Consider the following 26,621-nt stretch of genomic DNA (forward strand, 5'->3'; position numbering starts at 1 on the left):
AGCACGCCGATGCCGAAGAGCAGCCAGAGCAGGCCCTGAACCACCGGGACCAGCCACGCCAGCGCCTCGATGCCCGCCAGCCATTGCATCCACTGGCTGTCGGTCAGCCAGCCCAGGGCGCTGTCCACCTGGCGCTTCAGCCAGCCCACCAACAACACGAACAACACCGTGTTGGCCGCCAACGGCAGCGCCACGAAGCGGCGCAGGCCGGGCTGAGCGATCAGGCCGATCCCACGTTTGTAATACCGTGCACCGCCGGCCGCGGCTGAAAGACCGCTCAACACCCTGTGTCTCCTGTGTTGGGGGTTGCCACCGCGGCAGGTGTGTTACCGGTCGCGAGCGGGTAGAATACGAGGGCCGAGCGCCACCGCTGCCCGCTTGGCTCGTTTTCGACACCAGAGAAGACACGCCGCATGCGGTTAAGCCGCCTCAAGCTCGCTGGGTTCAAATCCTTCGTCGACCCGACCACCATCACATTGCCGAGCAACCTCGTGGGTATAGTGGGCCCGAACGGGTGCGGCAAGTCCAACGTGATCGACGCTGTTCGCTGGGTCATGGGTGAGAGCTCGGCCAAGCAGCTGCGCGGCGAATCGAAGGACGATGTCATTTTCAGCGGGTCGAGTGCGCGCAAACCCGTCGGCCAGGCGTCGGTCGAGCTGGTGTTCGACAACAGCGACGGTGGGCTCGGCGGCCAGTACGCGGCCTACGCCGAGTTGTCCGTGAAGCGCACGGTCATGCGCGACGGGCAATCGGTCTACTCGCTGAACGGCACGCGCTGCCGACGACGCGATGTGCAGGACATCTTCCTCGGCACCGGCATGGGGCCGCGCAGCTACGCGATCATCCAGCAGGGCACAGTCTCACGGTTGATTGAAGCCAAACCCGAGGAACTTCGCGTGTTCCTCGAAGAGGCCGCTGGCATCTCCAAGTACAAGGAGCGCCGGCGTGAAACCGAAAACCGGATTCGCCACACGCGCGACAACCTCGACCGCCTCAACGACCTGCGCGAAGAGGTCGAGAAACAACTGGGCCACTTGCAACGCCAGGCGCGCGCCGCCGAACGCTTCAAGACACTCAAGGCCGATGAGCGCGAGCTCGAGGCGCAGTTGCTCGCCTTGCGGTGGCGCGACTACCGCGCAGAGCTCGACGCCAAGCGCGTCACCGAGCGCGAAATTGAAACCGAGCTCGAGGCCGCGCTCGCCGATCAGCGCGAAGCCGAAGCGGCGATCGAGCGGGATCGCGCCACCCTCGCGGATGGCCAGGACGCGTTCAACGCCCAGCAGGCCGAGTTCTACCGGTTGGGCGCCGAGGTGTCGCGCGCAGAGCAGGCCATCAAACACAGCCGGCAGCTGCGCGAGTCGCGGGATCGCGATCTGGCACAGGCCGAGCAGGCGCTTGGCGAGGTCGCGCAGCACCTTGAGCGCGACCGGGAGCGGGTGGCATTGCTCGAAGCCGAACTGACCCGCGAGGCGCCGGAGCTCGAGGCCTTGGACGCGGCTCGGCAGCGCGCTGACGCCGAGCTCGGCAGCGCCGAGCAGCTCGCCAGCGCGAGCCGGGAACGCCTGACGGACTACACGGCCGAGCGCGGTGAACGGTTGCGCGAACTGGACGTGCAGCGTACCCAGGCGGCTCAACTCGAACGCAGTGCGGCTCACCTGGTGTCGCAGCTCGAACGGCTCGACGCCGAGCGCTCGGGCCTCGATCCGGACGCGGTGCAGGCCGATTGCACACGCGCTGTTGAAGCCGACCGAAGCGCTGCAGTTGAACGTGACGCGCGCGCACGCGAACTTGACACCGCGGCCCGCGCGGTTGGCGACGCGCGCCGGCGCGAGCGCGAGAGCAGCGAGGCGCTCGACACGCTGCGCACGCGTGTGCAGACTGCGCAGGGGCGGCTGGCGGCGCTCGAGGCGCTGCAGCAGGCGGCCTTGCGCGACCACGGCAGCGCCGTGGCAGCCTGGTTGGACAGTGCCGGGTTGGCGTCGCGGCCGCGCCTCGCCGAGGGCCTTCAGGTCGAACACGGCTGGGAGTGTGCGGTCGAGACGGTCTTGCGCGACGTGCTCGATGCGGTCCAGGTCGACGACGTCGCCGCCGTTGGCACCCAGGCTGCGTCGCTCGAGGGTGGCGCGTTGACGGTCCTGTCGCCCGGCGAGCCTTCGGCGCACGCCGGCGGTGGTCCTAACGCGCTCGCCGCCCGCGTCTCCGGCGCCGACGCGGTGGCCGATTGGCTGCGCGGTGTTCGCGTCGCTGACACGCTGGCGTCCGCGCTTGACCGGCGACCGGAACTCGGGCCGGGTGAGTCCTTTGTCACGCGCCGCGGCGAGCGTGTGGGGCGCAACTGGGTGCGTATCGCGCAGACCGAGGATGCCGAAGTCAGCGTGCTGGCGCGCGAGGCCGAGATGGGCAGCCTCGCTGCGGCACTCGACACCGACCGCCAGGCGCTCGCGCAGCTCGAGTCCGAGCGCGACACGCTCGAGCGCGCCTTGCACGACGCCGAGGCCGCGCGCGAGCAGTCGCAGCGCATCGCCAACGAGGCGCTCAAACGCGCAACCGAGGCCAGCGCACGTCGGGAAAACCTCAGCCAACAACTCGAGCGTGCGCAGCTGCGCACGCGCCAACTCACCGAGGAGCGGGCCCGACTCGAACACCGGCGCGAGAGCGAGGCGGCCGAGCGGACGGCGTGCCTGGCCACGGCGGCCGCAGCCGAGACGGCCTTGTCGGTGCTCGGTCAAACCGGGCAGTCGTTGACCGAAACCCAGGCCCGGGCAGACAAGGCCTTGGCACAAGCGCGCGAGGACGCGCGCGCCGCGGGCGAGCAGGGCCGCCAGGCGGCCGTGCGGCTGGAGTCACTGCGCAGTCAACGCGAGGCGACGCGGGAAAACCTCGCGCGCATGGAAGACCAGCAGCGGCACCTGAGCCAACGCCGCGAGCAGCTCGCCCTGGCACTCGACGACGCCGGCGATCCGGCGGACGACGTCGACGAACACCTCGCCGGGCTGTTGGAACGGCGGTCCGCGGCAGAGCAGGTGCTGGTCGCCAGCCGAGAGAAAGCCGAGACGGTCGAGTTGCGCGTGCGCGAGGGCGAGCAGCGCCGGGCGCGGGCCGAGCGCGTCGGCCTCGAGGTGCGCGAAAAACTCAACGCCGAGCGCCTGGCCAGCAACGAACTGCAAGTCCGTGTGCAAACCCTACACGAACAGGCCGCACCGCTTGACGTCGACTTGCAAAAGGTGCTCGACGGACTGCCCGAACACGCTGCCCCGCTGGCCTGGCAGGAGCAATTGGACCAGGTTCAGTCGCGCATTCAGCGTTTGGGTGCTATCAACCTCGCGGCGATCGACGAGTACGAGGAGACGCGCAAGCGCGACGAGCAGTTGCAGAAGCAGCTGGCGGATGTGAACGAGGCCCTGGCAACGCTCGAGGCGGCCATCGCGCGCATCGACAAGGAGACGCGCCAGCGCTTCAGGGACACCTACGAGCGCGTCAACGAGCGCCTGCAACACTACTTTCCACGGTTGTTCGGCGGCGGTGAGGCGCGTCTGGAGCTCACCGACAGCGACATGCTGAGCGCCGGAGTGCACGTCATGGCCCGCCCACCCGGCAAACGGGTGAGCAGCATCCACCTGCTGTCAGGAGGTGAGAAAGCGCTGTCGGCGGTGGCCCTGGTGTTCGGCTTCTTCGACCTCAACCCCGCGCCGTTCTGCATGCTCGACGAGGTTGACGCGCCGCTCGACGACGCCAACGTGGGCCGCTTCTGTGAACTTGTCAGAGAAATGTCGCAGAGGGTACAGTTCATCTACATCTCTCATAACAAGCAGGCGATGGAGCTCGCCGATCAGTTAATGGGTGTGACCATGAACGAGCCGGGCGTGTCACGCCTGGTGTCTGTCGACGTGGGCGAGGCAGCGACCCTCGCGACCGCGTGAACCAAATCGGTCCGTGCACGTCGCGACGCACGGAGTTTGTCAACGAACGCTGAGAACGGGCGATGATGGAAACCTTGCGGTGGGTGCTGGTAGCAGGCGGCGTCGTCACCCTGGTGCTCGTTTACGGCAGCTACTTCTTTGGCGGGCGACGTCGTCGGTCGTTTGCCGACCCGCAGGACGCTGCCCTCAAAACGCTCGAAGACGCGGCGACACTCAGCAACGCCACGGTTGACCCGTCGCTCATTGAACGCGCGCTGCACCAGCGTGACGCGAGCAAGGGCGGGCCGAGCCGCAGTGCGTCGCCGCAAACCGAGTTGGCCGAGCCCGCGCTCGACTACGCCACCGACGAGCTGACCGACGAGGATGGCACACTGGCGTGGCGCGAGCCCGACGCCGAGGGTGTCGCCACCGTCGAGAGCGACGAGCCCGCACTGACGGTCATCAACGTGATGGCGCGCCCCGGGCAGGTGTTGTCGGGTGTTGCGCTCGCGAATGCGTTTGAGTCCCGGGGCCTCGAACTCGGCGAGATGGGCCTGTACCACCTCAACCATGACCAGGGCTGCATCTTCAGTGTGGTGAACATGGTGGAGCCCGGCCAGTTCGACCCCCGCGAATTGCATGCGCTCACCACGCCCGGGGTCAGCTTCTTCCTGCAGCTGCCCGGGCCGCTGCGCGACGACGTGGCCTACGACATGATGGTGGCGGAGGCCTACGAGGTGTCCAAGGCCATCGGTGCCGACCTGCGCGACGACAACCACGCGCCGGTCACCCGCACCCACCTCGAAGAGACGCGCGCACGCCTGATCCGCAGCGCTAACGCCCGGTTTGGCGACACCGGTGGCCAACTGATCACCTGATGTCCGACGCCAGGCGATCGGAGTCGGCAGCGCGCGCGCGTACGCTCCGCGATGCGCTCAATCGCGCAAACCACGACTATTACGTGCTCGATGCCCCGACGCTGAGCGACGCAGAGTGGGACGTGCTTTTCCACGAGCTCAAGGCGCTCGAGGATGCGGACCCCACGCTGCTGACGCCCGACTCGCCGACCGTGCGGGTCGGTGCCGCGCCCGCGGACGGGTTCGCGACGGTCGAGCACGCCCTGCCGATGTTGTCGCTGGCCAACGCGTTCAGCCACGAGGACGTCTGCGATTTCGACCGCCGCGCGCGCGAGCGGCTGCAGGATGCGAGCGCTGCCGAGCTTGCGTTTGCCGCCGAGCCCAAACTCGACGGCCTCGCGGTGAGCCTGCGCTACGAAGCAGGGCAGCTGGTGCGCGGTGCCACGCGCGGCGACGGCCGCCAGGGCGAGGACATCACCGCCAACCTCCGCACCGTCAAACGCATCCCGTTGGCGCTGCAGGCGGACGACCACCCGCGCACACTCGAGGTTCGGGGCGAGCTCATCATGCGCCGATCGGCTTTCGAGCGCTTCAACGCCGCGCAGGCCGCCGCGGGCGAGAAGGTCTTCGTCAACCCGCGCAACGCTGCGGCCGGCAGCGTGCGCTTGCTGGACTCGCGTATTACGGCGGGCCGACCGCTGGATTTCTTCGCCTACTCGGTCGGGTTTGTCGACGGCGGCAGCTTGCCGAGCACGCAATCCGAGACCCTGGCAGCGCTCGCACGCTGGGGGTTGCCGGTCAACCCGCTGGTGGCGGTGGTTGAGGGGGCGGCGGGCTGTGACACCTACTACCGCCAGGTGCTCGCGCAGCGGCCCGATCTCGACTACGACATCGACGGCGTGGTCTTCAAGGTCGACGACGTCGCGTCCCAGCAACGCATCGGTCAGGTGGCGCGGGCTCCGCGTTGGGCGGTCGCGCGCAAGTTCCCGGCCGAAGAGGCGACCACGGCGTTGCTCGACGTGTCGTTCCAGGTCGGCAGAACCGGCGTGTTGACGCCGGTTGCCCGCCTCGAGCCGGTGTTTGTCGGCGGGGCGACGGTCAGCAATGCCACGCTGCACAACATGGACGAGGTCAGCCGCAAGGCGATCCGGGTCGGCGACCGGGTGACCGTGAGGCGCGCCGGGGACGTGATCCCCGAGGTCGTCGGGGTTGCGCCGGGCGGTGCCTCGACGGACGGCGTCGACATCACACCGCCGACGGCGTGCCCGGTGTGTCAGTCGCCGACCGTGCAGTTGCCTGGCGAAGCCGCGCTGCGGTGCACGGGCGGGTTTTCCTGCGCAGCGCAACGCAAGGAAGCGCTCCGGCACTTTGCGTCGCGCCGGGCCATGGACATCGAGGGGCTCGGCGACCAAGTGGTCGAACAGTTGGTCGATAGGGCGTTGGTGACCACGCCGGACGACCTCTACCGCCTGACGCGCGAACAGCTCGAGTCGCTCGATCTGATCGCCGAGAAATCCGCGACCAACCTGTTGGCGGCGCTCGAGGCCAGCAAGACGCAGCCGCTCGGTCGGGTCATCTTCGCGCTCGGCATTGCGGGTATTGGCGAGGTGACGGCCGGGGCGCTCGCCGAGCACGTGGGCGACTTCGACGCGTTCCTGGCGCTCGACGCGGCGGCGTTGACGCCGACGGTCGGTGTCGACGGCCTCGGGCCGGTGGGTGCACAACGGGTGATCGAGCTGCTCGCCGAACGCGACGACATCACGGCCGAGACCTTCGTACCCGCGGTCGCGTCAGCGCGCATTCGGGTCAACCGCGCGGTTGCCGAACGCATACTGGACTGGGCGGGCGGTGAGGTCGCCGCGGTTCGCGAGGCGAGCGCAGACCAGCTGTCGGGCACCGCGCCCGCGCCGGTCGAGGGGATTGGCCCGGTGCTGGCGCAGAGCATTGCGCACTTCGTGCAATCCGAACGCAACCGCGCGGTGATCGCCGGTTTGCAAGCCTGCGGCGTGTCGCCGTCGTCGACGCCGTTCGCTGACACCGGTGCGACCGGGGCGGTTGACCTCAGCGGTAACACCTACGTGTTGACCGGGACCCTGTCCACGATGACACGCGACGCAGCGAAACAGGCGCTTCAGCAGCGCGGTGCGAAAGTCACTGGCAGCGTGTCGGCGCGGACGACGGCGCTGATCGCCGGTGACAACGCTGGCTCGAAGCTGAGCAAGGCCGAAGTGCTCGGGGTCACGGTGTTGAGCGAGAGCGACCTGCACAACCTGCTCGCCGACTGAGCTGCGTTTCCGGGATCAAAAAAAAACAGCCGGCAATGTGCCGGCTGTTTTCGGTCCCTAGGGCTGACCCGGGTCAGCCGTTGCGGCGACGCAGGGCCAACAGAGGGAGGGCGAGGAGCAACCAGGCTGCGCCACCGCCCGAGCTGGAACCGCCCGTGGTCGTGCCGCCCGTGGTCGTGCCACCGGTGGTGGTGCCGCCGCCGGTGGTGGTGCCGCTGGCGATGCTGACCACGACGCCGGTTTGCTCGTTCGAGGGCACGGCTTCGATGTCGTAGTTGATCGAGCCGTTGTTCTGGCTGTCGTAGGCGATGACACGGACGTCATAGGTGCCTGCGGTCAGCGCGCTGGTGGTGCCCATGGCGCCGGTGGTGTCAGCGACTTCGGTCCAGGTCACGCCGGAATCGGACGAGACTTGGATCAGGTAACCGTCTGCTGCGGGTGTCGGCTCGGTCCAGGTCACATCGATGGTGCCATCGGTTGTGTCTGGCACGGCGGAGTTCAGCGTCGCAGCGGCGATGGCCGGCGAGTAGGGGCCAGTGGATGTGCCTGTGCCGGCGGTGATGCCAGTGTTGGTCACATTAAAGTTCCCGCCGCCCTCGAGGCCGCTTGCCGCGGCATTGAGGTTGAGCACGCCACCGAGGCCTGTCTGGTCCACTTCGAAGTGGTTCAACACGGTGTTGCCGCTGTAGTCCGGAATCTGGCCCTGCAACGGTGTGCCCGAGGCGCGGATGCGGATAAGCGAGTTGGCGGACGCCCCCAAAGTCGCAGTCAGGTCGCCCGCCATCGACGGGTTGTTGTTGATGTTCAGCGTTTCGAGTATCGAACCGCCAATTTGCCCCGTCATGCCGGTGAAGCCGCTATCATCCAGCCCTGCAAACTCCAAGTTAGTCATCGCGCTCATATCGGGGAGCGTGCCGCTGGTACCGGCATTGTTGACGGCGATCACACGCATAGATGTGAAGGCGCTCATGTCTGCTGGCATCGCACCTGAGACGGTGTTGTCGTCGGCGGCGCTACCAGTGTTTGAGTAGTTGGCGGTCAGCAGATCTCCCGCGACCGGTGCGAGGGCTGCGAAGAACTGCGCGGCCGTTATCGTCATCATCGCGTTAGGCACTTCGATGTTGACCACGTTGCCACTGCCGTCGCACACAATGCCATGAAAGCTGCAGTGGCCTGTCGTGGCGCCAGATGTCCAAGCGGAGCCCGCAAACCGAGTGCCGGCGCCACCGCCGACAAACGGATAGCGGTCGGTATCGGACGGACCGACTCCGTCCCACGTCGCGTTGAAAGTTCCGTCTGGCGAGGTGCCACCGTTTGCAGCCATGATGGCGTCGACCACGGCCTGGTTCTCGGCGTCGCCAGCGAAGGCAGGGCCCGACACGGCCAAGGCAACAGCAAAAGCAGAGAGAGAGAGTTTCAGTTTCATGGGGTTTAGGTCTCGAAATACGTGAGGTGAGAGCTGATGGTGTTTCAGAATACTTACGCCCGCGGACTAGTGCTGGCACCTGTGTCACAAAAATAGAACAACCCCAACCCTTCTGCATGGCTTGGACCACATTCCATCGAAACCGTCATAAATGGCTGAATTGAAAGCCATTGCGGTGACAGATTCCCGTCGTCTGGCGACCGGCGCCGTGTCAAAAACGGTGCGCTTCTGTCCAGTTTTTGACACTGTGATACAATCCCGGGAATTTGCCGGTGGATCATATGGCGAGTCCGTCTTTGCGCGTGGGCATCGTGGGTGTCGCTGGAAAAATGGGCCAGACACTGGTCCAGACTGTCCTGGAGACGCCGGGCGTGGGGCTGAGTGCGGCCAGCGAAATGGCCGGTCACCCGGCCCTCGGGCAGGATGTTGGCGGCGTCTGCGGTGCGTCCGAGCCGCTCGGGGTGTCGGTGAGCCCGGACATCAACGCGGTCGTCGGCGACGCCGACGTGGTGATCGACTTCACGCGCCCGCTCGGCACCCTCGCGACACTCGAGGCCGCCACCGCGCAATCGGTGCCGGTCGTGATCGGCACGACGGGTTTCACGCCGTCTCAGACGCAACGCATCCAGCAGGCGGCGCAGCAGATCCCGGTGATGTTTGCGGCCAACTACAGCGTTGGCGTAACCGTCTTGTTGAACTTACTCGAGCGTGCCGCGCGTGCGCTCGGCGATGACTTCGATATCGAGGTGGTCGAGGCGCACCACCGGCACAAGGTCGACGCGCCGTCCGGTACGGCGCTGGCCATGGGGCAGGCGCTGGCACGGGGCCGCGGCATCGACCTCGACAACGCCGTTTTCACGCGCCACGGTGACACCGGTGCCCGCAAACGCGGGGTGATTGGGTTCCAGACGCTGCGCGGCGGCGACGTCGTCGGGGAGCACAACGCGTTGTTCCTGGGCGACGGCGAGCGGCTCGAGATCGGGCACCGCGCCAGCAGCCGTTTCAATTTTTCCAAGGGGGCCGTGCGGGCCGCGCAGTGGCTGCAAGCTCAGCCACCGGGCCTGTACGACATGCGCGACGTCCTGAGAGAGGCGCTCGACGTCTGAGTCCGGTCCCCGTCTGTTCGTGTTGAGGAGCACCAGATGAAGTTTGCCGCCGTGTTTCCCGGTCAGGGATCGCAATCCGTCGGTATGTTGTCCGCGCTGGCCAGCGAAGAGGCCTGCGTGCGCGACACCTTCAGTGAAGCCGCCGACGTGCTCGGGTACGACCTCTGGGCGCTGGCCCAGTCGGGTCCGGAGGACCGGCTCAAGCAAACCGAGATCACCCAGCCGCTGATGTTCGTTTCGGGTGTGGCGTGCTGGCGGGCCTGGCAGGCGCGCGGCGGCGCGGCGCCGGCGTGCGCCGCCGGCCACAGCCTCGGAGAATACGCGGCGCTGGTGGCCACCGGGGCCTTTGGCTACGCCGAGGCGCTCAGGGTGGTGGCGCTGCGGGGCGAACTGATGTCCAAAGCGGTGCCGGCCGGGGAGGGTGGTATGGCGGCCATTCTCGGGCTGGATGATGACGAGGTCATCGCACTCTGTGAGGGACTCACTGGTGAGCGCGTGGTTGAGGCGGTCAATTTCAACTCGCCGAGCCAAGTCGTCATCAGCGGACACGTGGATGCGCTGGAGGCCGCTTGTGCGGAGGCCAAGCGCCGTGGCGCCAAACGCGCACTGATGCTTCCCGTGAGTGTGCCGAACCACTCGTCGTTGATGAACGGCGTGGTCTCGGAGCTCGCGGCTGCGATTGATCGCGTTGACAGCCAGATTCCGAGTGTGCCAGTGCTGCAAAATGCCGAAGCCGCTGAGTTGCCGACGCTCGACGCGATGCTCACGTCGCTCAAGTCGCACGTGGTGAATCCGGTGCGCTGGACTTCGACACTGCAAACCATGCGCGCACGTGGCGTCGAAGCGGTGGTGGAGTTCGGCCCCGGCAAGGTGCTGAGCGGGCTTGCGAAACGCACCGACCGCGAGTTCGCGTTGCACGCGGTGGACGAACCGGCCGGACTGGATGCGGCGCTTGAAGCGGTCGCCTGGCTGGAGACGCAACCGTGAGTGCACTGGATCTGTCGAATGAGGTCGTGTTGGTCACCGGCGCGAGCCGTGGCATCGGGGCCGCGATCGCCGATGGCATGGGTGTGGCGGGTGCCACGGTTGTCGGCACCGCAACCTCGGACCGCGGTGCCGAGGCCATCGGGCAGCGCTTTGCCGATGCCGGAATCACCGGGGCGGGCCGGGTGCTCAATGTCACCGACCGCGAGCAGGTGACCGAGGTCGTGAAGGGTATCAACGCCGAGTTCGGGGCGGTGAGTGTGCTGGTCAACAACGCCGGCATCACACGCGACAACCTGATGCTGCGCATGAAGGACGACGAGTGGGACAGCATCATCGACACGAATCTGTCGGCGGTCTACCAGGTGTGCAAGGCGTGTCTTCGCGGCATGGTCAAGGCGCGCCGCGGCCGGATCATCAACATCTCCTCGGTGGTCGGTGCAACGGGCAACCCCGGACAAGCCAACTACGCCGCGGCCAAGGCCGGACTCGAGGGCTTCTCCAAGTCGCTGGCACGCGAACTCGGCAGCCGGGGCGTCACCGTCAACTGCATCGCACCGGGCTTCATTCAGTCGGACATGACCGAAGTACTCAGTGACGACATCAAGGCGCAGTTGAGCGCGCAGATCGCGTTGGGGCGTCTCGGGCGACCCGAGGAGATCGCATCGGCTGCGGTTTTTCTGGCCTCCGAGGGCGGCGGCTACATCACGGGCCACACGTTGCATATCAACGGCGGCATGCACATGGCCTGACTGCGCCACCCGCGGCCTTTTTGTGGTAGTGCCCGGACAAATTCCTTACACTATGCCGTCGGGCAGCACGTGCCCCCCATTTCCAATTTCGGAGGTTATCCAGGAATGAGCAGCGTCGAAGAGCGCGTCCAGAAAATCGTTGTCGAGCAGTTGGGCGTCAAGGCCGAAGAAGTCACGACCACAGCGTCCTTCGTAGACGACCTCGGAGCCGATTCGCTTGACACCGTGGAGCTCGTGATGGCCCTCGAAGAGGAGTTCGAGTGCGAGATTCCGGACGAAGAGGCGGAGAAGATCACCACCGTCGATCAAGCGATCAAGTACATCAACGAACACCTCGAGAGCTGACCCCGCACGTGTCAGCACGCTGGCCGCAGTCAACCGGGCTGCGGCCTTTTGCGTTTTTGGAGGCCGGGATTGTATTGCACACGATCGGCCCCATTTTTCGGGTCGAGACGGTCGCGCGCGGGGCCGTCGCGGTGCACGCCCGTGGCCCGCGGCGGCACACTGGTGCACAATTCCGCTACGTCAGCGTGAGAGGGACGCGCAGCCATGAGTAAGCGTAAAGTGGTCGTAACCGGTATCGGCATTGTCTGCCCGGTGGGCAACACGGTGTCGGATGCCTGGACCAACATTCTTGCAGGTCAGTCCGGCGCGGCACCGGTCGAGAGTTTCGATACCGAGGGGCTCGGTACGCGGTTCAGCTGTTCGGTCAAGAATTTCGATGTCAGCACCTACCTCGCCCCGAAGGACGCCAGAAAGATGGATGAATTCATCCACTTCGGCATGGCGGCGGGCATCCAGTCGATCGAGGACAGCGGCATAGATGCACTCGAGGGGCTCGACCCGGAGCGGGTCGGGGTTGCAGTCGGGTCCGGGATCGGCGGATTGCCGAACATCGAGGCGCAAAAGCTCGTGCTGCACGAGCGCGGCCCGCGCAAGATTTCGCCCTTTTTCATCCCCTCCTCGATCATCAACATGATCTCCGGGAACCTCTCCATTCGCTACGGTTTCCAGGGGCCGAACTACGCGATCGTGACCGCCTGCACGACCGGCACGCACAACATCGGCGACGCGGCGCGTACCATTGCCTACGGCGACGCCGACGTGATGATCGCCGGCGGTGCCGAGATGGCAACGTGCCCGCTGGGGCTGACCGGCTTCGGCGCGGCACGGGCCCTGTCACAGCGCAACGACGACCCCGCGGCGGCGAGCCGCCCCTGGGACGTCGACCGGGACGGTTTCGTACTCGGTGACGGGGCTGGCGTACTGGTGCTCGAAGAGCTCGAGCACGCACGCGCACGCGGCGCGCGCATCTACTGCGAGGTGGCCGGCTACGGCATGAGCGGAGACGCCTACCACATGACGCAGCCCGCGGAAAACGGCGACGGCGCGCGTCGGTGCATGGTCAATGCGCTGCGTGACGGTGGCATCAACCCCGAGGACGTGGGGTACATCAACGCGCACGGTACCTCGACACCGGCGGGCGACATCGCGGAATCCGAGGCCGTCAAAGGGGCTTTCGGCGAGCACGCTTACACGCTGCGCGTGAGTTCCACCAAGTCGATGACGGGTCACCTGCTGGGTGCGGCTGGTGGCATCGAGGCCGTGTTCAGCGTGTTGGCGCTGCGAGACCAGGTTGCACCGCCGACGATCAACCTCGACAACCCCGACCCGGCGTGTGACCTCAACTTCGTACCACACGAGCCCCAGGCATTGGCAACCGACGTCGTGCTGTCAAACTCGTTCGGCTTCGGCGGCACCAACGGCACCGTCGTGTTCCGGCGCGTCTGAACCGACGGAGAACCGGGCTGATGCGCTCCACCGTGTTTGCTGTGTTGGCGGTGGCGCTGGCGGCAGGGCTGTTGTTGGCGCGCGCCGTGCCGGACCGGTTGTCCAAACCGCTCGGCGTCGAGCAGGCCGTGCCCTTGGTGGTCGAGAGCGGCACCAACCTCAAGGTGCTCAACCAGCGCCTTGCTAACGCCGGCGTGGTGCCCGATGCGCACGCCTTGTATTGGTATGCCCGCTACCTCGGCGTGGCCGACCGGATCAAGGCGGGCGAGTACGTGATCTCGCCCGGCATGTCGGCCGACGACTTGCTCGACATGCTCGTGCAAGGCGATGTGGTGCAGCACGCGTTCACGGTAGTCGAGGGCTGGACCGTGGCGCAGTTGCGCGCCGCGATGGCCGCAGACGACCGCTTCGAGCACGACACCGCGCACCTGACCCCGGAGCAGCTGCTCGATCGGCTCGGCATCGACGCCGACCACCCCGAGGGCCTCTTTCTGCCCGAAACCTATTTCATCACCACGGGCAGCCGTGAATCGACGCTGTTGCGGCGCGCCCACCGGGCGTTGAACGCGACGCTCGAGGCGGCCTGGGCCACACGGGCTGACGCGCTGCCTCTGGACTCGTCCTACGACGCGTTGATCCTCGCCTCGATCGTCGAGAAAGAGACCGGTCAGGCGATAGAGCGGCCTGCGATTGCCGGCGTGTTCGCCCGGCGGCTCAAGGTGGGCATGCGATTGCAGACCGACCCGACGGTCATCTACGGGATCGGCCCGTCCTTTGACGGCGACATCCGACGGCGCGACCTGCGCAACGACACGCCCTACAACACCTACACCCGCCACGGCTTGCCGCCCACGCCCATCGCCCTGGCCGGGCGGGCTGCGATCGAAGCCGCGGTGCAGCCGCTCGAGGGCGATGCCTTGTATTTTGTCTCGCGCGGTGACGGCAGCCACCAGTTTTCCGCCACCCTTGCCGAGCACGAGGCGGCCGTGCGCAAGTACCAGCTCAAGCAATGACGCCCGGCCTCTTCATCACGCTCGAGGGCAGCGAAGGCAGCGGCAAATCCTCCGGCGCGGCTTTCCTCAAATCACGTCTCGAAGCGGATGGCCACCGCGTGCTGTTGACCCGCGAGCCCGGCGGCACGACGCTCGGTGAAGTGTTGCGTGACATCGTGCTGACCCGCGATGACCTGGCGTGCACGCCGATGGCGGAGTTGCTGATCGTCTTCGCCGCTCGCGCGCAGCACATCGAGAACCGCATCAAACCGGCCCTCGCGCAGGGTGTGACGGTTCTCTGTGACCGCTTCACCGAGGCGAGTTTTGCCTACCAGGGCGGCGGCCGTGAACTCGGCGCAGCGCGCGTGTGCGCCCTGGAGGCGCTGGTGCACAGCGACCTGCAACCGGATCTGACGTTGCTGCTGGACGTCCCCCCCGATGTCGGCCTTGCACGGGCGAGGCGCGAAGGCGGTCTCGACAAGATCGAGCGGGAATCGGCGCACTTTTTCGAACGGGTGCGCAGCGCGCACCTCGCGCGTGCCGCGGCCTTCCCCGACCGGATTCGGGTGATCGACGGCTGCCCGCCTGCGGAGCAGGTGCAACAAGCACTCTGGGACGCGGTATCAGCGCGGCTCGCAGGCGCATCGCCGTGACCACGTTGCCGTGGCTCGAGGACACCCTGGCGCAGTTCTCCGGCGCGCTGTCGCGCGGACGGCTCGGCCACGCGGTGCTGCTCACCGGGCCGGCGGGCGTTGGCAAATTCCGCCTGGCCGACACCCTGATTGCCACCCTGTTGTGCCGCCGCCGAACCGACGCCGCAGCGACGGCGCTGCCCTGTGGCGTCTGCGACGCCTGCACACAGTGCGCCGAATCACAGCACCCGGATGTGCACACGGTCGAAGCCGACGAAAAAACGGGGTCGATCAGCGTGGCGGCCGTGCGCGATGTCTGCACCAAATTGCAGATGACGTCGCAGATGACCGGCTACCGGGTCGGGTTGTTTCCGAACGCGGACCGCTGCACGGAGAGCGCGGCCAACAGCCTGCTCAAGACGCTCGAGGAGCCGCCTGCCGACGTGGTCATGCTGCTGGTCACCGCCCGACCTGGACGGTTGCCGGCCACCATCCGGTCTCGCTGCCAGACCTGGCGGTGTGCGCTGCCGCCCAACGAGGTCGCAGAAGCCTGGCTGCGGACGCAGGGCGTCGCTGACCCGGCCACGGCGCTGCGGCACGCCGGTGGTGCGCCGCTTGCAGCACTCGAGGAGAACAGTGGTGCGCTCGATGCGGCCCTCGGGCCGCTGCTGGAGGGGGTCGTCACGGGCCGTACCGCCGTGGCGGACGCCGCGCGGCAACTCGAGGGCTTCGGTGCGGATGCGGTGTTGGCGGCCTGTGTGGGCGTGCTCGATCGTGTACTGATCAATCGGGTCGACGACCTGTCTGCTGGCCTTCAAATTGCTTGTTTCGGAGCAGAGAAAACGGCGCGGCACCTGTTTGCCTGGCGCGACGTCGCGGTGCGCGAATACGCGCGCAACCGAACGGGTCTCAACGATCTCGCTACCCTCGAGCGTGTTTTGTCGGCGGGCCGCGAGGACGCTGCGGTGGTCATGGCCACCTGACTCGACGTCGCACGCGCCACACACACGTGGAGCAGCAATGGAACAAACCAACACCGGTGTGATGTCACTGAGCATCAAGGACCGCGGCGCGCTGAGGGCAGCGTTCATGCCGTTCCTGATCAACGGTGGCGTTTTTGTTCCCACACAAACCAACTACCGGCTCGGCGACAGCGTGTTCATCCTGTTGAAGCTGCTCGACGACGCTGAACGCATCCCGGTGGCGTGCCGCGTGGCCTGGTTGACGCCGGCTGGTGCGCAGGGCAACAAGGCGCCCGGCGTGGGCTTGCAGTTCTCCGACGAGGACGCCGGTCGGACCAAATCGATGATCGAGGACCTGCTCAAGAGTGCGCGCGGTTCGCAACCGACCAGCACGATGTAAGCCTCTCGGACCTGCGGTCGCTAAAAGGGCGGGCAGGGGGGGCGTCACAACGCCTCCGTTCTGCACTTTTGTGCAGCTCTCCGTGACCACACCACTGGCAGTGTGAATCTACTCCGATAGCCGTTTCTGGCTGTTATAATCGACGCAATGTGCCTGCGCTCCGGGGCGCCGCTCGCGCGTCCCGTCGACCTGCGCTCGCGTTTGCTTTTCTCAGTTGATCAGGAAATCCGCGTGCAAGGAAAAACCATATCGCTGACGAAGGGGTTGGACATTCCGATTGACGGCCAGCCTCGGCAGACCATCGAGGACGCGCCCCTCGTCAGTTCGGTTGCGGTCCTGGGTCGCGACTACCACGGGCTCAAACCCACCATGGCGGTACAGCAGGGCGACCGCGTTGTCGGCGGCCAGGTGCTGTTCACCGACAAGCGCAACCCCGGCGTGCGGTTCACTGCCCCCGGCAGTGGCACGGTCAGCGCAATTCACCGCGGCGCGCGGCGCGTGCTGCAGTCGGTCGTTATCAGCCTCGATAACGAAGACGCCAAACGCGACTTCGAGGCCGTCGACGCGGACAACGGCGAGGCGGTGCGCGCGCTGTTGATCGACAGCGGCCTGTGGACCGGGCTGCGCACGCGGCCCTACAGCAAGGTGCCGGCGGTCGACGCGGTGGCCGCCGCCATTTTCGTCACCGCCATCGACACGCGCCCGCTGGCGCAGGACCCCGGCGTGGTGCTCGAGAAGCAGGCGTCCGAATTCGAGACCGGCCTGCGGGCCCTGGCCTCGCTGGCGCCGGTGGTGAACGTGTGTGTCGGTTCCGGCACCGGCGTGCCGTCGCCGTCGGTCGACCGCGTCCACTACCACCACTTCGACGGGCCGCACCCGGCCGGCCTCGCCGGCACCCACATTCACCAGTTGCACCCGGTGACCCAGCAGTCCCACGTCTGGACTGTCGGGTACCAGGACGTGCTCGCGATCGGCAAACTGGTCGGCCGCGGTGAACTCAGCTTCGAGCGCGTCGTCTCACTTGCGGGTCCGATGGTCAGCGAGCCTCGGCTGCTGCGCACGCGCCTCGGCGCGAGCACCGACGACCTGGTCGAAGGCCAGCTCAAGGACGGCGCCAAGCGCGTTCTGTCGGGCTCCGTGCTCGACGGCTTCAACGCCCAGGGCGCGAGCGCGTGGCTCGGCAGGCACAGCCAGCAGGTGGTGGCACTTGCCGACGGTCGGCCGCGGCAGTTCATGCACTGGGTCAACCCGCTGCTCAAGGGGTGGTATTCCAGCCTGCCCGTGTTCTTTGGCGGGGGTGGGCCCAACGTTTCGTTCAACACGTCGCAGAACGGCAGCCGCCGGGCGATGGTGCCGATCGGCAACTACGAACGCGTGGTGCCGCATGACGTGCTCATCACCCAACTGCTGCGCGCGTTGCTGGTGCGGGACACCGACGAAGCTCAACGGCTTGGCGCTCTGGATTTTGACGAAGAAGATCTGGCGCTGTGCACCTTCGTGTGCCACAGCAAATACGAATACGGTCAGGCTCTACGCGAGAGTCTGGACATCATCGAGAGGGACGGCTGACCATGAAATGGCTGCGTAATCACCTGGACAGCATCGAGCCGCTGTTCCAACGCGGGGGTCGACTCGAAAAGTTCTATGCGCTCTACGAGGCGGCCGACACGCTGTTGTTCAGCCCGCCCGAGACCACCCGCGCCGCACCGCACATCCGCGATGCGCTCGACCTCAAGCGCGTCATGGCGTACGTCTGGCTCGCAACCTTCCCGTGCATCTTCATGGCCTGCTTCAACACCGGCTACCAGGCCAACCTGGCGATGGCGTCGATGGGCCTCGACCAGGTTGAAGGCTGGCGCGGGATATTCACCGGGTGGTTCGGCTACGACCCGTCCAACCCCTTCGCCAATTTCTGGCACGGCGCCTGGTATTTCTTTCCGATCTACCTGACGGTGTTCATCACCGGCGGCATCTGCGAAGTGTGGTTCGCCATCGTGCGCGGGCACGAGGTCAACGAGGGCTTCTTCGTCACCTCCATCCTGTTTTCGTTGACCTTGCCACCCGACATCCCGCTGTGGATGGTGGTGCTCGGTGTGGTCTTCGGTGTCGTGATCGGCAAGGAAGTCTTCGGTGGCACCGGCAAGAACTTCCTGAACCCCGCGTTGACCGGGCGCGCCTTCCTCTACTTTGCCTACCCGGCTGCCATGTCGGGCAACGCGGTCTGGACCGCGGTCGACGGCCACACCGGCGCAACGGCGCTCGGTGAAGCGGCCGCCGGTGGTCTCGAGGCGGTCGCGGCCCTCGGCTACAGCTGGTGGGATCTCTTCCTCGGCGTCGTACCAGGTTCGCTCGGCGAGACGTCCACCCTGGCGGTGTTGATCGGCGCTGGTGTGTTGCTCTACACCCGCATCGCCTCCTGGCGGATCATGGTCGGCGTGCTTGCCGGCACGGTTGTGACGTCGCTGCTGCTGAACCTGATCGGCTCGGACACCAACCCGATGTTCGCGATTCCCTTCTGGTGGCACTTTGTCATGGGCGGCTTCGCCTTCGGCTGCGTGTTCATGGCGACCGATCCGGTGTCGGCTTCGCACACCAACACCGGGCGGTTCTGGTTCGGTGCACTGATCGGGGTGATGACGGTGTTGATCCGCGTGGTCAACCCGGCGTTTCCGGAAGGCATCATGCTTGCGATCCTGTTTGCCAACATCTTTGCACCGCTGATCGACTACGTCGTCGTGCAGCGCAACGTCAAGCGGCGCTCGGCGCGCCTGGCTACGGTGACCGGGGGGGCGAGCGGATGAAAGCCCTGTTCGACAAATACCTTGCGTTGCCGAACGACAGTCGGCCCAAGACGCTGTTTGTCGCGGTCGCGCTGTGCCTGGCCTGTTCGATCCTGGTGTCGGCTGCAGCGGTCGCGCTGCGGCCGAAGCAGGAGGCCAACAAGGTGCTCGACAAGCGCAAGAACATCCTCCAGATCGGCGGCCTGATGCAGGAAGGCAAGTCGATCAACGAGCTGTTCGAAGCGGTCGAGGCCCGCGTGGTCGACCTCGACACCGGCGAGTACGTCGACGACGTCGACCCGGCGGTCTACGACGCGCGCAAGGCGGCCAAGGACCCGGCGCAGAGCCGCGCGCTCGAACCGGCAAGCGACATCGCATCGATCAAGCGACGCGAGCAATACGCCACCGTGTACCTCGTGCGCGACGCATCGGGTGAGGCGATCGAGCGGTTCATCCTGCCGGTGCGCGGCTACGGCCTGTGGTCCACGTTGCACGGCTTCATGGCGCTCGAAGGCGATGGCCAGACCGTGTCAGGCTTCGGGTTCTACGAGCACGCGGAAACCCCCGGGCTCGGCGGTGAGGTCGACAACCCGAACTGGAAGGCCCTGTGGCCCGGCAAGCAGGTCTACGCGACCGATGGCAGCGTCAGGCTCGAAGTCATGAAGGGCGCGGTCGACCCGAACGGCCAGGGTGCCGAGTACCAGGTCGACGGGCTGGCGGGCGCCAGCCTGACCAGCCGGGGTGTCAGCAACCTCGTGCAGTACTGGCTCGGAGACAGCGGCTTTGCCAAGTATCTCGACAAAGAACGAACTCAGGGGGGCTGACAGCCATGGATGCCAAAACCAAGAAGCTGATCACCGATCCGCTGTTTGACAACAACCCGATCGCCCTGCAGATCCTCGGCATCTGCTCGGCCCTCGCGGTCACCACCTCGATGAACACGGCCCTGCTGATGTGCATCGCCCTGACCTGCGTCTGCGCGCTCTCGAGCGCTGCGGTGAGTGCCATCCGCGACCATGTCCCGAGCGCCATCCGGATCATCGTGCAGATGATCATCATCGCGAGCCTGGTGATCATCGCTGACCAGATGATGAAGGCCTTCGCCTACGACACCTCGAAGAAACTCTCGGTGTTCGTCGGCCTGATCATCACCAACTGCATCGTGATGGGCCGGGCCGAAGGCTTTGCCATGTCCAACAACGTCAAGGACAGCTTCTGGGACGGCGTAGGCAACGGCCTTGGCTACAGCGTGATCCTCATGATCCTCGCTGCGATCCGCGAGTTCTTCGGCGCGGGTTCGCTGTTCGGGGTGAAGATCATGCCGCTGGTCAACGACGGTGGCTGGTACGTGCCGAACGGCATGATGCTGTTGCCGCCGAGCGCGTTCTTCCTGATCGGCCTGTTCATCTGGGTCGTGCGGACCTGGAAACCGGCGCAGGTCGAGGAGCCTGACTTCGTTATCCACGAAGAGCACGCCCACGGCCACGCGGAGGCGCGCTGATGGAGGCCTTGATCAGTCTGTTCGTCAAGGCGGTTTTTGTCGAGAACCTCGCGATTTCCTTCTTCCTTGGCATGTGCACCTTCATTGCGATCTCCAAACGCATCTCGGCGGCCTTCGGCCTCGGCATCGCGGTGATCGTGGTGCAGTCTCTGACCGTGCCACTGAACAACCTGATTCTCAACGGCCTCTTGAAAGAGGGCGCGTTGAGCTGGATCGGGGTGGACGTCGACCTGACCTTCCTCGGCTTGATCAGCTACATCGGCGTCATCGCCGCGGCGGTCCAGATACTCGAGATGTTCCTCGACCGCTTCATGCCGGCGCTGTACAACGCACTGGGGGTGTTTCTGCCGTTGATCACGGTGAACTGCGCCATCCTCGGCGGGTCTCTGTTCATGGTGGAGCGGGACTACAACTTTACCGAGTCGGTCACCTACGGCCTCGGGTCGGGGGTGGGCTGGGCGCTGGCGATCACGGCGCTCGCGGGCATCCGCGAAAAGCTCAAATACAGCGACGTGCCGCAGGGCCTTCGGGGTCTCGGCATCACCTTTATTACCGTCGGGCTCATGTCGCTTGGGTTCATGGCCTTTTCAGGCATACAGCTCTAAAGGGGGCGAGGCATGTTAGAAGTCATTTTCGGCGTCCTGCTGTTCACCGGTATCGTGCTGTCACTGGTGTGGGTCATCCTGCTGGCGAAGAGCAAGTTGGTGGCGGCGGGCACCGTCAACGTGGAAATCAACGGCGAGCGCACGATCGAAGTGCCCGTCGGTGGCAAACTGCTCGGCGCGCTGGCCAACGAGGCCCTGTTCGTGCCCTCCGCCTGCGGCGGGGGGGGCAGCTGTGCGCAGTGCAAGGTGAAGATATTCGAAGGCGGCGGCACGCTGCTGCCCACCGAGGAAGGCCACATCAACAAGCGCGCGGCTGCGGCCGGCGAGCGGCTCTCCTGTCAGGTCACGGTCAAGCAGGACATGAAGATCGAGATCCCGGAGGAGGTGTTCGGGGTCAAGCGTTGGGAGTGCACGGTGCGCTCCAACGACAACGTCGCGACCTTCATCAAGGAACTCGTACTCGAGATCCCTGACGGCGAATCCGTGCCGTTCCGGGCGGGCGGCTACATCCAGATCGAATGCCCACCGCACACCGTGGACTACAAGCACTTTGACGTTCCCAAGGAATACCACGAGGACTGGGACAACTTCGACATCTGGCGTTACAAGTCGACCGTCGAAGAGACTGTGGTGCGCGCCTACTCGATGGCGAACTACCCCGAGGAAGCAGGCATCATCATGCTCAACGTGCGCATCGCCTCGCCGCCGCCGCGTGGACCGGATGTGCCGCCGGGCATCATGTCGTCCTACATCTGGAGCCTCAAAGCCGGCGACAAGGTCATGATCTCCGGGCCGTTCGGCGAGTTCTTTGCCAAGGAGACCGAAGCGGAGATGGTCTTCATCGGCGGCGGTGCCGGTATGGCACCGATGCGCTCGCACATCTTCGACCAGCTCAAGCGGCTCTCGTCAAACCGCAAGATCACCTTCTGGTACGGTGCACGCTCGCTGCGCGAAGCGTTCTACGTCGACGAGTTCGACAAGCTGGCCGAAGAGAACGAGAACTTCGAATGGCACCTCGCACTGTCGGACGCGCTGCCCGAAGACAACTGGGAGGGCTACACCGGCTTCATCCACAACGTGTTGAACGACAACTACCTCAAGGACCACCCGGCGCCGGAGGACTGTGAGTTCTACATGTGTGGGCCGCCAATGATGAACCAGGCGTGCATCAACATGCTGCTAGACCTGGGCGTGGAAGAGAGCAACATCATGCTCGACGACTTTGGTGGCTGACCGGACGCTGTCGCACGGGCCAGCGCGTATCGCGCTGGCCTTTTTTATGGCCGTCTGGTTGGCAGCCTGCGGGCCCCCCCGCAACGAACCGATGCGCCTGGCCGGCGAGACCATGGGCACCACCTGGTCGCTGGTGTTGAGCGAGCCGGTCGGGGTCGACCAGGTCCGCTTGCAGCAGGCCATCGAGCGCGAGCTGGTGGCGGTCAACGACCTCGCCTCGACCTGGCAGACCGATTCAGAACTCTCTCTGTTCAACGCCAACGACAGCACCGACTGGATACCGGTGTCATCGGCCCTGCATGGCCTGTTGACCCGGGCGGCGGCCATCACACGCGACAGCGACGGCGCCTTCGATGCCACCGTTGGCCCGCTGGTGAACCTCTGGGGCTTCGGGCCGAACGACGTGCCCGAGCGGGTGCCGGAGGACGCCGACATCGCCGCCGCGGTGGCCCTGACCGGCCCCGACGCACTGCGCCTGCGTGCCCAGCCCCCTGCGGCGCAAAAGGCCGACGCCACGGTGTACGTCGATCTCTCGGCGCTTGCCAAGGGCTACGGAGTCGATCGGGTTGCGAGCGTGCTGGTCAAACAGGGGCTCGTCGATTTCCTGCTGGAGATCGGCGGCGAGCTGCTGGCCCGTGGCCAGAGCCCGCGTGGCGATGCCTGGAAGATCGGCATCGAGCGGCCCGATGCCGAGGGGCGCAGTGTGCACGCCGCAGTCACCTTGCCGGCCGGGGGGTTGGCGACCTCGGGCGACTACCGAAACTTTTTCGAAAAAGACGGCGTCAGATACTCGCACACCATCGACCCACGCACCGGCAAGCCGATCACCCACCAACTGGCGTCGGTGACGGTGCACGCCGTCGACAGCGCGACCGCCGACGCCTGGGCCACCGCGCTGATGGTGCTTGGCGAGGAGGCGGGTTTCGAACTGGCGATGCAACGTGAGATCGCCGCGTATTTTCTGTACAAGGATGCAACGGGCTTCACCGCACGCGTGACCGACACGTTCAAACCGTTGCTCGACCAGGAGCCATCATGATCGCAACCTTTCTCATCACCTTTGCCGTGCTTGCGGTTGTCATCGCGGGGATGGCGATCGGCGCGATTTTCCGCAACCAACCGATTGCCGGCAGTTGCGGTGGCATCGGCGCGGTGCCGGGCATGGCGGCGCCGAACTGCACCTGCAAGAAGCCCTGTGCCAAGCGCCTCCAGGCCATGGAGGCAGACGCGGCGGCGCAGCACGTCGAGGACGCGCCAAAACCGTTGACGTTTCAGCGGCGCCCCGGGCACGACTGACCCGCGACGGGCCGTTGCGCTGGATAGGCCAGCGGCCAGCCCCGGCTTGAGTTGTCCGGGGCAGTCATGTCATCGTAAGGCGCCGCTGGGCACAGCCGCAGGAGAGCGTGATGCAACAGTTGAGAGTGAAGGACTACATGGTGACGCGGGTGCACACCCTGGAGCCCGACCGGGACATGGTCGAGGCGATCGCCGAGTTTGCCAAGCTCGGTATCTCGGGTGCCCCGGTGGTCGACGAGCGGCGTAACCTGCTTGGCATGTTGTCCGACACCGATTGCATGGACGCGATGCTGAAGGCCGGCATGGACCCGGCGTGGCGGGCCAGCGTCGCCACCTACATGACCACCGATGTCGAGACCGTCGATGCCGAGTCGAGCCTGATCGACGTGGCGCAGCGGTTCCTGGAGCGCCGTTTCCGGCGATTCCCGGTGGTCGATGACAACCAATTGGTTGGTCAGATCAGCCGCCTGGATGTGCTCAAGGCCATCGGCGACATCAAGCGCGGCTTCGCTTGAGTCCGTATCGGGGCCGGCCCGCTCGCCCCGAAAAATTGTCACACATACAAAATACTTTTGCGCACACCGTCACAGAACAGGGCGGATATTGTATGTATGCATATTAAGTAGTTGTTATTCAATCACTTAGGTGTTCGGTCGCTGCCCGGTGGGTGCTGCGCGCCCGGCCGCGTCTGCGGTGTTCGGCCCCAAACCGCGCTCAAAATCCAATTTCTCTCCTCAAGAATCCGCGCTTTCTGCGGATAACCAGTGTGTGCGAACGATGTAGTCGCGCACAGACCCTGTTACCGGCGGTTCACGCAGGGGGTAGCAGCACCAGTTCGTGAGGGACAATAGGAGAAACCAACGTGAAACCCCAGTTCAAGAAAAACGCCCTGTTCTTTGCCGTTGCCATGACCTTTGGCGCCGGATCAGCCATCGCTGCGACGCAAGGTACACTCGGCACGTCGTCGACCGGTACGGCGGAGATCAGCATCTCCAAAGGCGATGTGGTTCTGATCACCAACATCACCGACGTCAACTTCCCGCAGTGGACAGCGGGCAGCGGCGATCAGAACGCCGACGGCCAGGCCTGCGTCTACAGCTCCACGGCCAGCTACAGCATCCGTGCCACCAGCACGAACGGCGTGGGCGCGTTCCAAATGGACGACGGCTCCAACAACAAGTTGAACTACACCATTAACTGGGTCGACGACCAGTCCAACCAGGCGCCCGTCGCGCTGGCAACCGGCCAGGTGAGCGCGACCACGATGGCCGCGTCCACCAGCACCAGCTGCAACGACAACGGTGGCGTGAATGCCCGCTTTCAGGTGGGCATCCTCGGCACGGACCTGGACGCGGTGCCGTCCGGCTCGTACGTGGACACACTGACTCTGACCGTCGCGCCGCTCTGAGTTGCGCGATCGAGAGAGAGTCCGCGTCGAACAGGCCCACTCGGCCTGTTCGGCCCCTGGGAGCTGAGACGGTGGAACCGTCTCGGCTTCGAGTCCGTTGAGGGTGGCTCGCCCCCGCAGGCACAGGAACTGCTTCACACCCTGTCGTAGACGACTCGTTCGGGTTCAACCCGAGTCGGGTCTGCGCCGCGCCTTTTTTGCCCGGCGTGCACAACGGCAGACGTTGAATGAATTGGTTTCGCTATCTGGCCGTCAGTGTGGCACTGACGGCGGCCTGCATGGGCATGCACGCGTCGACGCGTGCGGCGACCGATGGCCTGTTGTCTTCGTCGTCTACCGGCACCTCCAACATCACCCTCAACAAAGGCGATTTGGTGCAGATCAACAACCTGACCGACGTGCGTTTCGCCAACTGGACCGCCGGCATGGGCGCACAGAACGCCACCGGTGATGCCTGCGTCTACTCGACCACCGGCGGCTACCTGGTCAAGGCCCTGAGCAGCAGCAACCAGACCGGCTTCGCGCTGAGCGACGGCGGCAGCAACTTCATTCCCTACGACCTCGACTGGTCGGACCGCCAGCGGCGACCCGAGACGCGGGTGTCGCTCGAAAACGGCATCACCTACCCACGGCCGCTGCGCTCGGCTGAGCTGCTCAATTGCGGCGACGTTGGCGGGACCAATGTGACGTTCACTGTGAAGCTCAGTGCCGCGGACCTGCAGGCCGCACCGGTCGGAAGCTATGCCGACATCCTCACCTTCATCGTCGTCCCCGAGTGACCCCCAAGCCCGCACAGGGAACCCAAGACACAAGGAGCCTGATATGAGATCCCCCTTTACTGCACTCGCCACCGCGCTGGTCTTGCTGACAGCGGCCGGTGCGGCCAACGCCAACATGGCGCTCAGCACCACCGTGGTCGAGTTTGTCGAGGGCGAACGGCTCAAGGACGTGACCATCGTCAACCGCGGCGAAGATGTGCTCTACATCGACACCACGACGTCCGAGATCATCAACCCGGAATCGGACGACCCTGAAGCGCGCGTGCAATCCGACCCGCGCACCGCCGGGCTGTTGGTCACGCCGCGCCGGATGGTGGTGAAACCGGGCCAGCAGAAAGTGCTTCGGATGGCCATCCGCAAGCCGGCCGGTGAGGTGGACCAGATCTACCGCGTGGCGGTGACGCCGAAACTCGGCAAGCCCAAGCTCAGCGCCCAAGACGATGCGGTGAGCACGGCGCTCAAGGTGTTGGTCGTCTACGAAGTGCTGGTCATGGTGCGACCGACCGACTTCAAACCCGAGGTCAATATCACCCGCTCCGGCAAAACCCTGAGCATGACCAACGACGGCAACAGCAACCTGCTCGTGCGCAGCGTGCGGCAATGCCGTGCACCGGGGCAGGGCTGCGTGGAGGTGGGTGCCAACCGGCTCTACGCCGGTGAGCGCTGGCAGCTCGAGCTGCCGATGAATACCCCGGTTGAGGTGCACCAGTCCATCGGTCTCAAGAACTTTGTCGAGACGTACTGACACCGCGCGCCCGTGCCCTGAAGCCGCCGCTCAGGCGGCTTTTTTTTGGTTCATCGCGCATTAGCGTGAAGGGAGAGGCAGGCGGTCGATTGGCATAAGGTTGTAAGTGCGACCAAACAGCCAACCAAAAGACCGCCGCCATGCTCGATACTACGTTCCCCGGCCTGAGCTGGGTAGGCTTTGTGCCC

At 65.7% G+C, this 26,621-nt stretch carries 26 protein-coding genes; 24 read left to right on the top strand and 2 right to left on the bottom strand.

What is annotated here, in order from left to right; translation table 11 throughout:
* Nucleotides 1–284, bottom strand: a 284-nt coding sequence (locus tag AAGA11_17815) for an EI24 domain-containing protein (GenBank protein MEM9604726.1), incomplete at its 3' end; no start/stop codon positions are given.
* 129 nt (nucleotides 285–413) lie between these two features.
* Here AAGA11_17815 and smc point away from each other — a divergent pair.
* From smc to ligA, 3 genes are all read left to right on the top strand, one after another.
* Nucleotides 414–3,920, top strand: a complete 3,507-nt coding sequence (gene smc, locus AAGA11_17820; protein ID MEM9604727.1) for a chromosome segregation protein SMC — start codon at nucleotides 414–416, stop codon at nucleotides 3,918–3,920.
* 65 nt (nucleotides 3,921–3,985) lie between these two features.
* Nucleotides 3,986–4,777 carry a cell division protein ZipA C-terminal FtsZ-binding domain-containing protein gene (locus tag AAGA11_17825; GenBank protein ID MEM9604728.1) on the top strand — a complete coding sequence of 264 codons (792 nt, stop codon included), beginning with the start codon at nucleotides 3,986–3,988 and terminating at the stop codon, nucleotides 4,775–4,777.
* Nucleotides 4,777–7,041: an NAD-dependent DNA ligase LigA gene (gene ligA / locus AAGA11_17830; protein ID MEM9604729.1), complete on the top strand. Its 2,265-nt coding sequence runs from the start codon at nucleotides 4,777–4,779 to the stop codon at nucleotides 7,039–7,041. The genes AAGA11_17825 and ligA overlap by 1 nt, the downstream gene beginning before the upstream one ends.
* A 73-nt stretch (nucleotides 7,042–7,114) precedes the next feature.
* Here the strand turns inward: ligA and AAGA11_17835 are convergent, their stop codons facing one another.
* Nucleotides 7,115–8,467, bottom strand: a complete 1,353-nt coding sequence (locus AAGA11_17835) for a hypothetical protein (protein MEM9604730.1) — start codon at nucleotides 8,465–8,467, stop codon at nucleotides 7,115–7,117.
* A 281-nt stretch (nucleotides 8,468–8,748) separates the two neighbouring features.
* On the opposite strand from AAGA11_17835, the gene dapB reads away from it, so the two are divergent.
* From dapB to AAGA11_17940, 21 genes are all read left to right on the top strand, one after another.
* Nucleotides 8,749–9,573: a 4-hydroxy-tetrahydrodipicolinate reductase gene (dapB, locus tag AAGA11_17840; GenBank protein MEM9604731.1), complete on the top strand. Its 825-nt coding sequence runs from the start codon at nucleotides 8,749–8,751 to the stop codon at nucleotides 9,571–9,573.
* A 36-nt stretch (nucleotides 9,574–9,609) separates the two neighbouring features.
* The gene (fabD, locus tag AAGA11_17845) at nucleotides 9,610–10,560 is read left to right on the top strand and encodes an ACP S-malonyltransferase (GenBank protein MEM9604732.1); all 951 of its coding nucleotides are present in this window, start codon (nucleotides 9,610–9,612) and stop codon (nucleotides 10,558–10,560) included.
* 5 nt (nucleotides 10,561–10,565) lie between these two features.
* A complete protein-coding gene (gene fabG, locus AAGA11_17850; protein ID MEM9604733.1) occupies nucleotides 10,566–11,309 on the top strand; it encodes a 3-oxoacyl-ACP reductase FabG in 744 nt (247 codons plus the stop codon).
* Nucleotides 11,310–11,414: 105 nt separating this feature from the next.
* A complete protein-coding gene (gene acpP / locus AAGA11_17855) occupies nucleotides 11,415–11,654 on the top strand; it encodes an acyl carrier protein (protein ID MEM9604734.1) in 240 nt (79 codons plus the stop codon).
* Between the two features lie 204 nt (nucleotides 11,655–11,858).
* Nucleotides 11,859–13,100 carry a beta-ketoacyl-ACP synthase II gene (fabF, locus tag AAGA11_17860; GenBank protein MEM9604735.1) on the top strand — a complete coding sequence of 414 codons (1,242 nt, stop codon included), beginning with the start codon at nucleotides 11,859–11,861 and terminating at the stop codon, nucleotides 13,098–13,100.
* Nucleotides 13,101–13,120: 20 nt separating this feature from the next.
* Nucleotides 13,121–14,113, top strand: coding sequence for an endolytic transglycosylase MltG (gene mltG / locus AAGA11_17865; protein ID MEM9604736.1), 993 nt, complete (start codon nucleotides 13,121–13,123; stop codon nucleotides 14,111–14,113).
* Nucleotides 14,110–14,745, top strand: coding sequence for a dTMP kinase (gene tmk, locus AAGA11_17870; GenBank protein ID MEM9604737.1), 636 nt, complete (start codon nucleotides 14,110–14,112; stop codon nucleotides 14,743–14,745). Before mltG ends, tmk begins: the two co-directional genes overlap by 4 nt.
* On the top strand, nucleotides 14,742–15,707 hold the full coding sequence (gene holB, locus AAGA11_17875) for a DNA polymerase III subunit delta' (GenBank protein ID MEM9604738.1): 966 nt from the start codon (nucleotides 14,742–14,744) through the stop codon (nucleotides 15,705–15,707). Before tmk ends, holB begins: the two co-directional genes overlap by 4 nt.
* A gap of 37 nt (nucleotides 15,708–15,744) precedes the next feature.
* Nucleotides 15,745–16,086: a PilZ domain-containing protein gene (locus AAGA11_17880; GenBank protein MEM9604739.1), complete on the top strand. Its 342-nt coding sequence runs from the start codon at nucleotides 15,745–15,747 to the stop codon at nucleotides 16,084–16,086.
* A 231-nt stretch (nucleotides 16,087–16,317) separates the two neighbouring features.
* Nucleotides 16,318–17,655, top strand: a complete 1,338-nt coding sequence (locus tag AAGA11_17885) for a Na(+)-translocating NADH-quinone reductase subunit A (protein ID MEM9604740.1) — start codon at nucleotides 16,318–16,320, stop codon at nucleotides 17,653–17,655.
* A gap of 2 nt (nucleotides 17,656–17,657) precedes the next feature.
* Nucleotides 17,658–18,887, top strand: coding sequence for an NADH:ubiquinone reductase (Na(+)-transporting) subunit B (locus AAGA11_17890; GenBank protein ID MEM9604741.1), 1,230 nt, complete (start codon nucleotides 17,658–17,660; stop codon nucleotides 18,885–18,887).
* Nucleotides 18,884–19,690 carry a Na(+)-translocating NADH-quinone reductase subunit C gene (locus tag AAGA11_17895; GenBank protein ID MEM9604742.1) on the top strand — a complete coding sequence of 269 codons (807 nt, stop codon included), beginning with the start codon at nucleotides 18,884–18,886 and terminating at the stop codon, nucleotides 19,688–19,690. Before AAGA11_17890 ends, AAGA11_17895 begins: the two co-directional genes overlap by 4 nt.
* 5 nt (nucleotides 19,691–19,695) lie before the next feature.
* Nucleotides 19,696–20,367 (top strand): NADH:ubiquinone reductase (Na(+)-transporting) subunit D, encoded by a 672-nt coding sequence (locus tag AAGA11_17900; protein ID MEM9604743.1) that lies wholly within the window; start codon nucleotides 19,696–19,698, stop codon nucleotides 20,365–20,367.
* On the top strand, nucleotides 20,367–20,972 hold the full coding sequence (nqrE, locus tag AAGA11_17905; GenBank protein ID MEM9604744.1) for an NADH:ubiquinone reductase (Na(+)-transporting) subunit E: 606 nt from the start codon (nucleotides 20,367–20,369) through the stop codon (nucleotides 20,970–20,972). The genes AAGA11_17900 and nqrE overlap by 1 nt, the downstream gene beginning before the upstream one ends.
* A gap of 12 nt (nucleotides 20,973–20,984) precedes the next feature.
* Nucleotides 20,985–22,205, top strand: coding sequence for an NADH:ubiquinone reductase (Na(+)-transporting) subunit F (gene nqrF, locus AAGA11_17910; GenBank protein ID MEM9604745.1), 1,221 nt, complete (start codon nucleotides 20,985–20,987; stop codon nucleotides 22,203–22,205).
* A complete protein-coding gene (locus tag AAGA11_17915; protein MEM9604746.1) occupies nucleotides 22,198–23,244 on the top strand; it encodes an FAD:protein FMN transferase in 1,047 nt (348 codons plus the stop codon). Before nqrF ends, AAGA11_17915 begins: the two co-directional genes overlap by 8 nt.
* On the top strand, nucleotides 23,241–23,501 hold the full coding sequence (gene nqrM, locus AAGA11_17920) for a (Na+)-NQR maturation NqrM (GenBank protein ID MEM9604747.1): 261 nt from the start codon (nucleotides 23,241–23,243) through the stop codon (nucleotides 23,499–23,501). The genes AAGA11_17915 and nqrM overlap by 4 nt, the downstream gene beginning before the upstream one ends.
* Nucleotides 23,502–23,611: 110 nt before the next feature.
* Nucleotides 23,612–24,016 (top strand): CBS domain-containing protein, encoded by a 405-nt coding sequence (locus AAGA11_17925; protein MEM9604748.1) that lies wholly within the window; start codon nucleotides 23,612–23,614, stop codon nucleotides 24,014–24,016.
* A gap of 347 nt (nucleotides 24,017–24,363) precedes the next feature.
* Nucleotides 24,364–24,909 carry a hypothetical protein gene (locus AAGA11_17930; GenBank protein ID MEM9604749.1) on the top strand — a complete coding sequence of 182 codons (546 nt, stop codon included), beginning with the start codon at nucleotides 24,364–24,366 and terminating at the stop codon, nucleotides 24,907–24,909.
* A gap of 227 nt (nucleotides 24,910–25,136) precedes the next feature.
* A complete protein-coding gene (locus AAGA11_17935; protein ID MEM9604750.1) occupies nucleotides 25,137–25,688 on the top strand; it encodes a hypothetical protein in 552 nt (183 codons plus the stop codon).
* A gap of 43 nt (nucleotides 25,689–25,731) precedes the next feature.
* Nucleotides 25,732–26,433, top strand: a complete 702-nt coding sequence (locus AAGA11_17940; protein MEM9604751.1) for a fimbria/pilus periplasmic chaperone — start codon at nucleotides 25,732–25,734, stop codon at nucleotides 26,431–26,433.
* The last annotated feature ends 188 nt before the right edge of the window (nucleotides 26,434–26,621 follow it).

The organism is Pseudomonadota bacterium (assembly GCA_039196715.1).
Lineage (GTDB): Bacteria > Pseudomonadota > Gammaproteobacteria > CALCKW01 > CALCKW01 > CALCKW01.

What these genes read in the sequence shown, in the direction of transcription:
- smc (MEM9604727.1), top strand. Translation starts at nt 414, where the DNA reads ATGCGGTTAAGCCGCCTCAAGCTCGCTGGGTTCAAATCCTTCGTCGAC.
- AAGA11_17825 (MEM9604728.1), top strand. Translation starts at nt 3,986, where the DNA reads ATGGAAACCTTGCGGTGGGTGCTGGTAGCAGGCGGCGTCGTCACCCTG.
- ligA (MEM9604729.1), top strand. Translation starts at nt 4,777, where the DNA reads ATGTCCGACGCCAGGCGATCGGAGTCGGCAGCGCGCGCGCGTACGCTC.
- AAGA11_17835 (MEM9604730.1), bottom strand. Translation starts at nt 8,467, where the DNA reads ATGAAACTGAAACTCTCTCTCTCTGCTTTTGCTGTTGCCTTGGCCGTG.
- dapB (MEM9604731.1), top strand. Translation starts at nt 8,749, where the DNA reads ATGGCGAGTCCGTCTTTGCGCGTGGGCATCGTGGGTGTCGCTGGAAAA.
- fabD (MEM9604732.1), top strand. Translation starts at nt 9,610, where the DNA reads ATGAAGTTTGCCGCCGTGTTTCCCGGTCAGGGATCGCAATCCGTCGGT.
- acpP (MEM9604734.1), top strand. Translation starts at nt 11,415, where the DNA reads ATGAGCAGCGTCGAAGAGCGCGTCCAGAAAATCGTTGTCGAGCAGTTG.
- fabF (MEM9604735.1), top strand. Translation starts at nt 11,859, where the DNA reads ATGAGTAAGCGTAAAGTGGTCGTAACCGGTATCGGCATTGTCTGCCCG.
- mltG (MEM9604736.1), top strand. Translation starts at nt 13,121, where the DNA reads ATGCGCTCCACCGTGTTTGCTGTGTTGGCGGTGGCGCTGGCGGCAGGG.
- tmk (MEM9604737.1), top strand. Translation starts at nt 14,110, where the DNA reads ATGACGCCCGGCCTCTTCATCACGCTCGAGGGCAGCGAAGGCAGCGGC.
- AAGA11_17880 (MEM9604739.1), top strand. Translation starts at nt 15,745, where the DNA reads ATGGAACAAACCAACACCGGTGTGATGTCACTGAGCATCAAGGACCGC.
- AAGA11_17890 (MEM9604741.1), top strand. Translation starts at nt 17,658, where the DNA reads ATGAAATGGCTGCGTAATCACCTGGACAGCATCGAGCCGCTGTTCCAA.
- AAGA11_17895 (MEM9604742.1), top strand. Translation starts at nt 18,884, where the DNA reads ATGAAAGCCCTGTTCGACAAATACCTTGCGTTGCCGAACGACAGTCGG.
- AAGA11_17900 (MEM9604743.1), top strand. Translation starts at nt 19,696, where the DNA reads ATGGATGCCAAAACCAAGAAGCTGATCACCGATCCGCTGTTTGACAAC.
- nqrE (MEM9604744.1), top strand. Translation starts at nt 20,367, where the DNA reads ATGGAGGCCTTGATCAGTCTGTTCGTCAAGGCGGTTTTTGTCGAGAAC.
- nqrF (MEM9604745.1), top strand. Translation starts at nt 20,985, where the DNA reads ATGTTAGAAGTCATTTTCGGCGTCCTGCTGTTCACCGGTATCGTGCTG.
- nqrM (MEM9604747.1), top strand. Translation starts at nt 23,241, where the DNA reads ATGATCGCAACCTTTCTCATCACCTTTGCCGTGCTTGCGGTTGTCATC.
- AAGA11_17925 (MEM9604748.1), top strand. Translation starts at nt 23,612, where the DNA reads ATGCAACAGTTGAGAGTGAAGGACTACATGGTGACGCGGGTGCACACC.
- AAGA11_17935 (MEM9604750.1), top strand. Translation starts at nt 25,137, where the DNA reads ATGAATTGGTTTCGCTATCTGGCCGTCAGTGTGGCACTGACGGCGGCC.
- AAGA11_17940 (MEM9604751.1), top strand. Translation starts at nt 25,732, where the DNA reads ATGAGATCCCCCTTTACTGCACTCGCCACCGCGCTGGTCTTGCTGACA.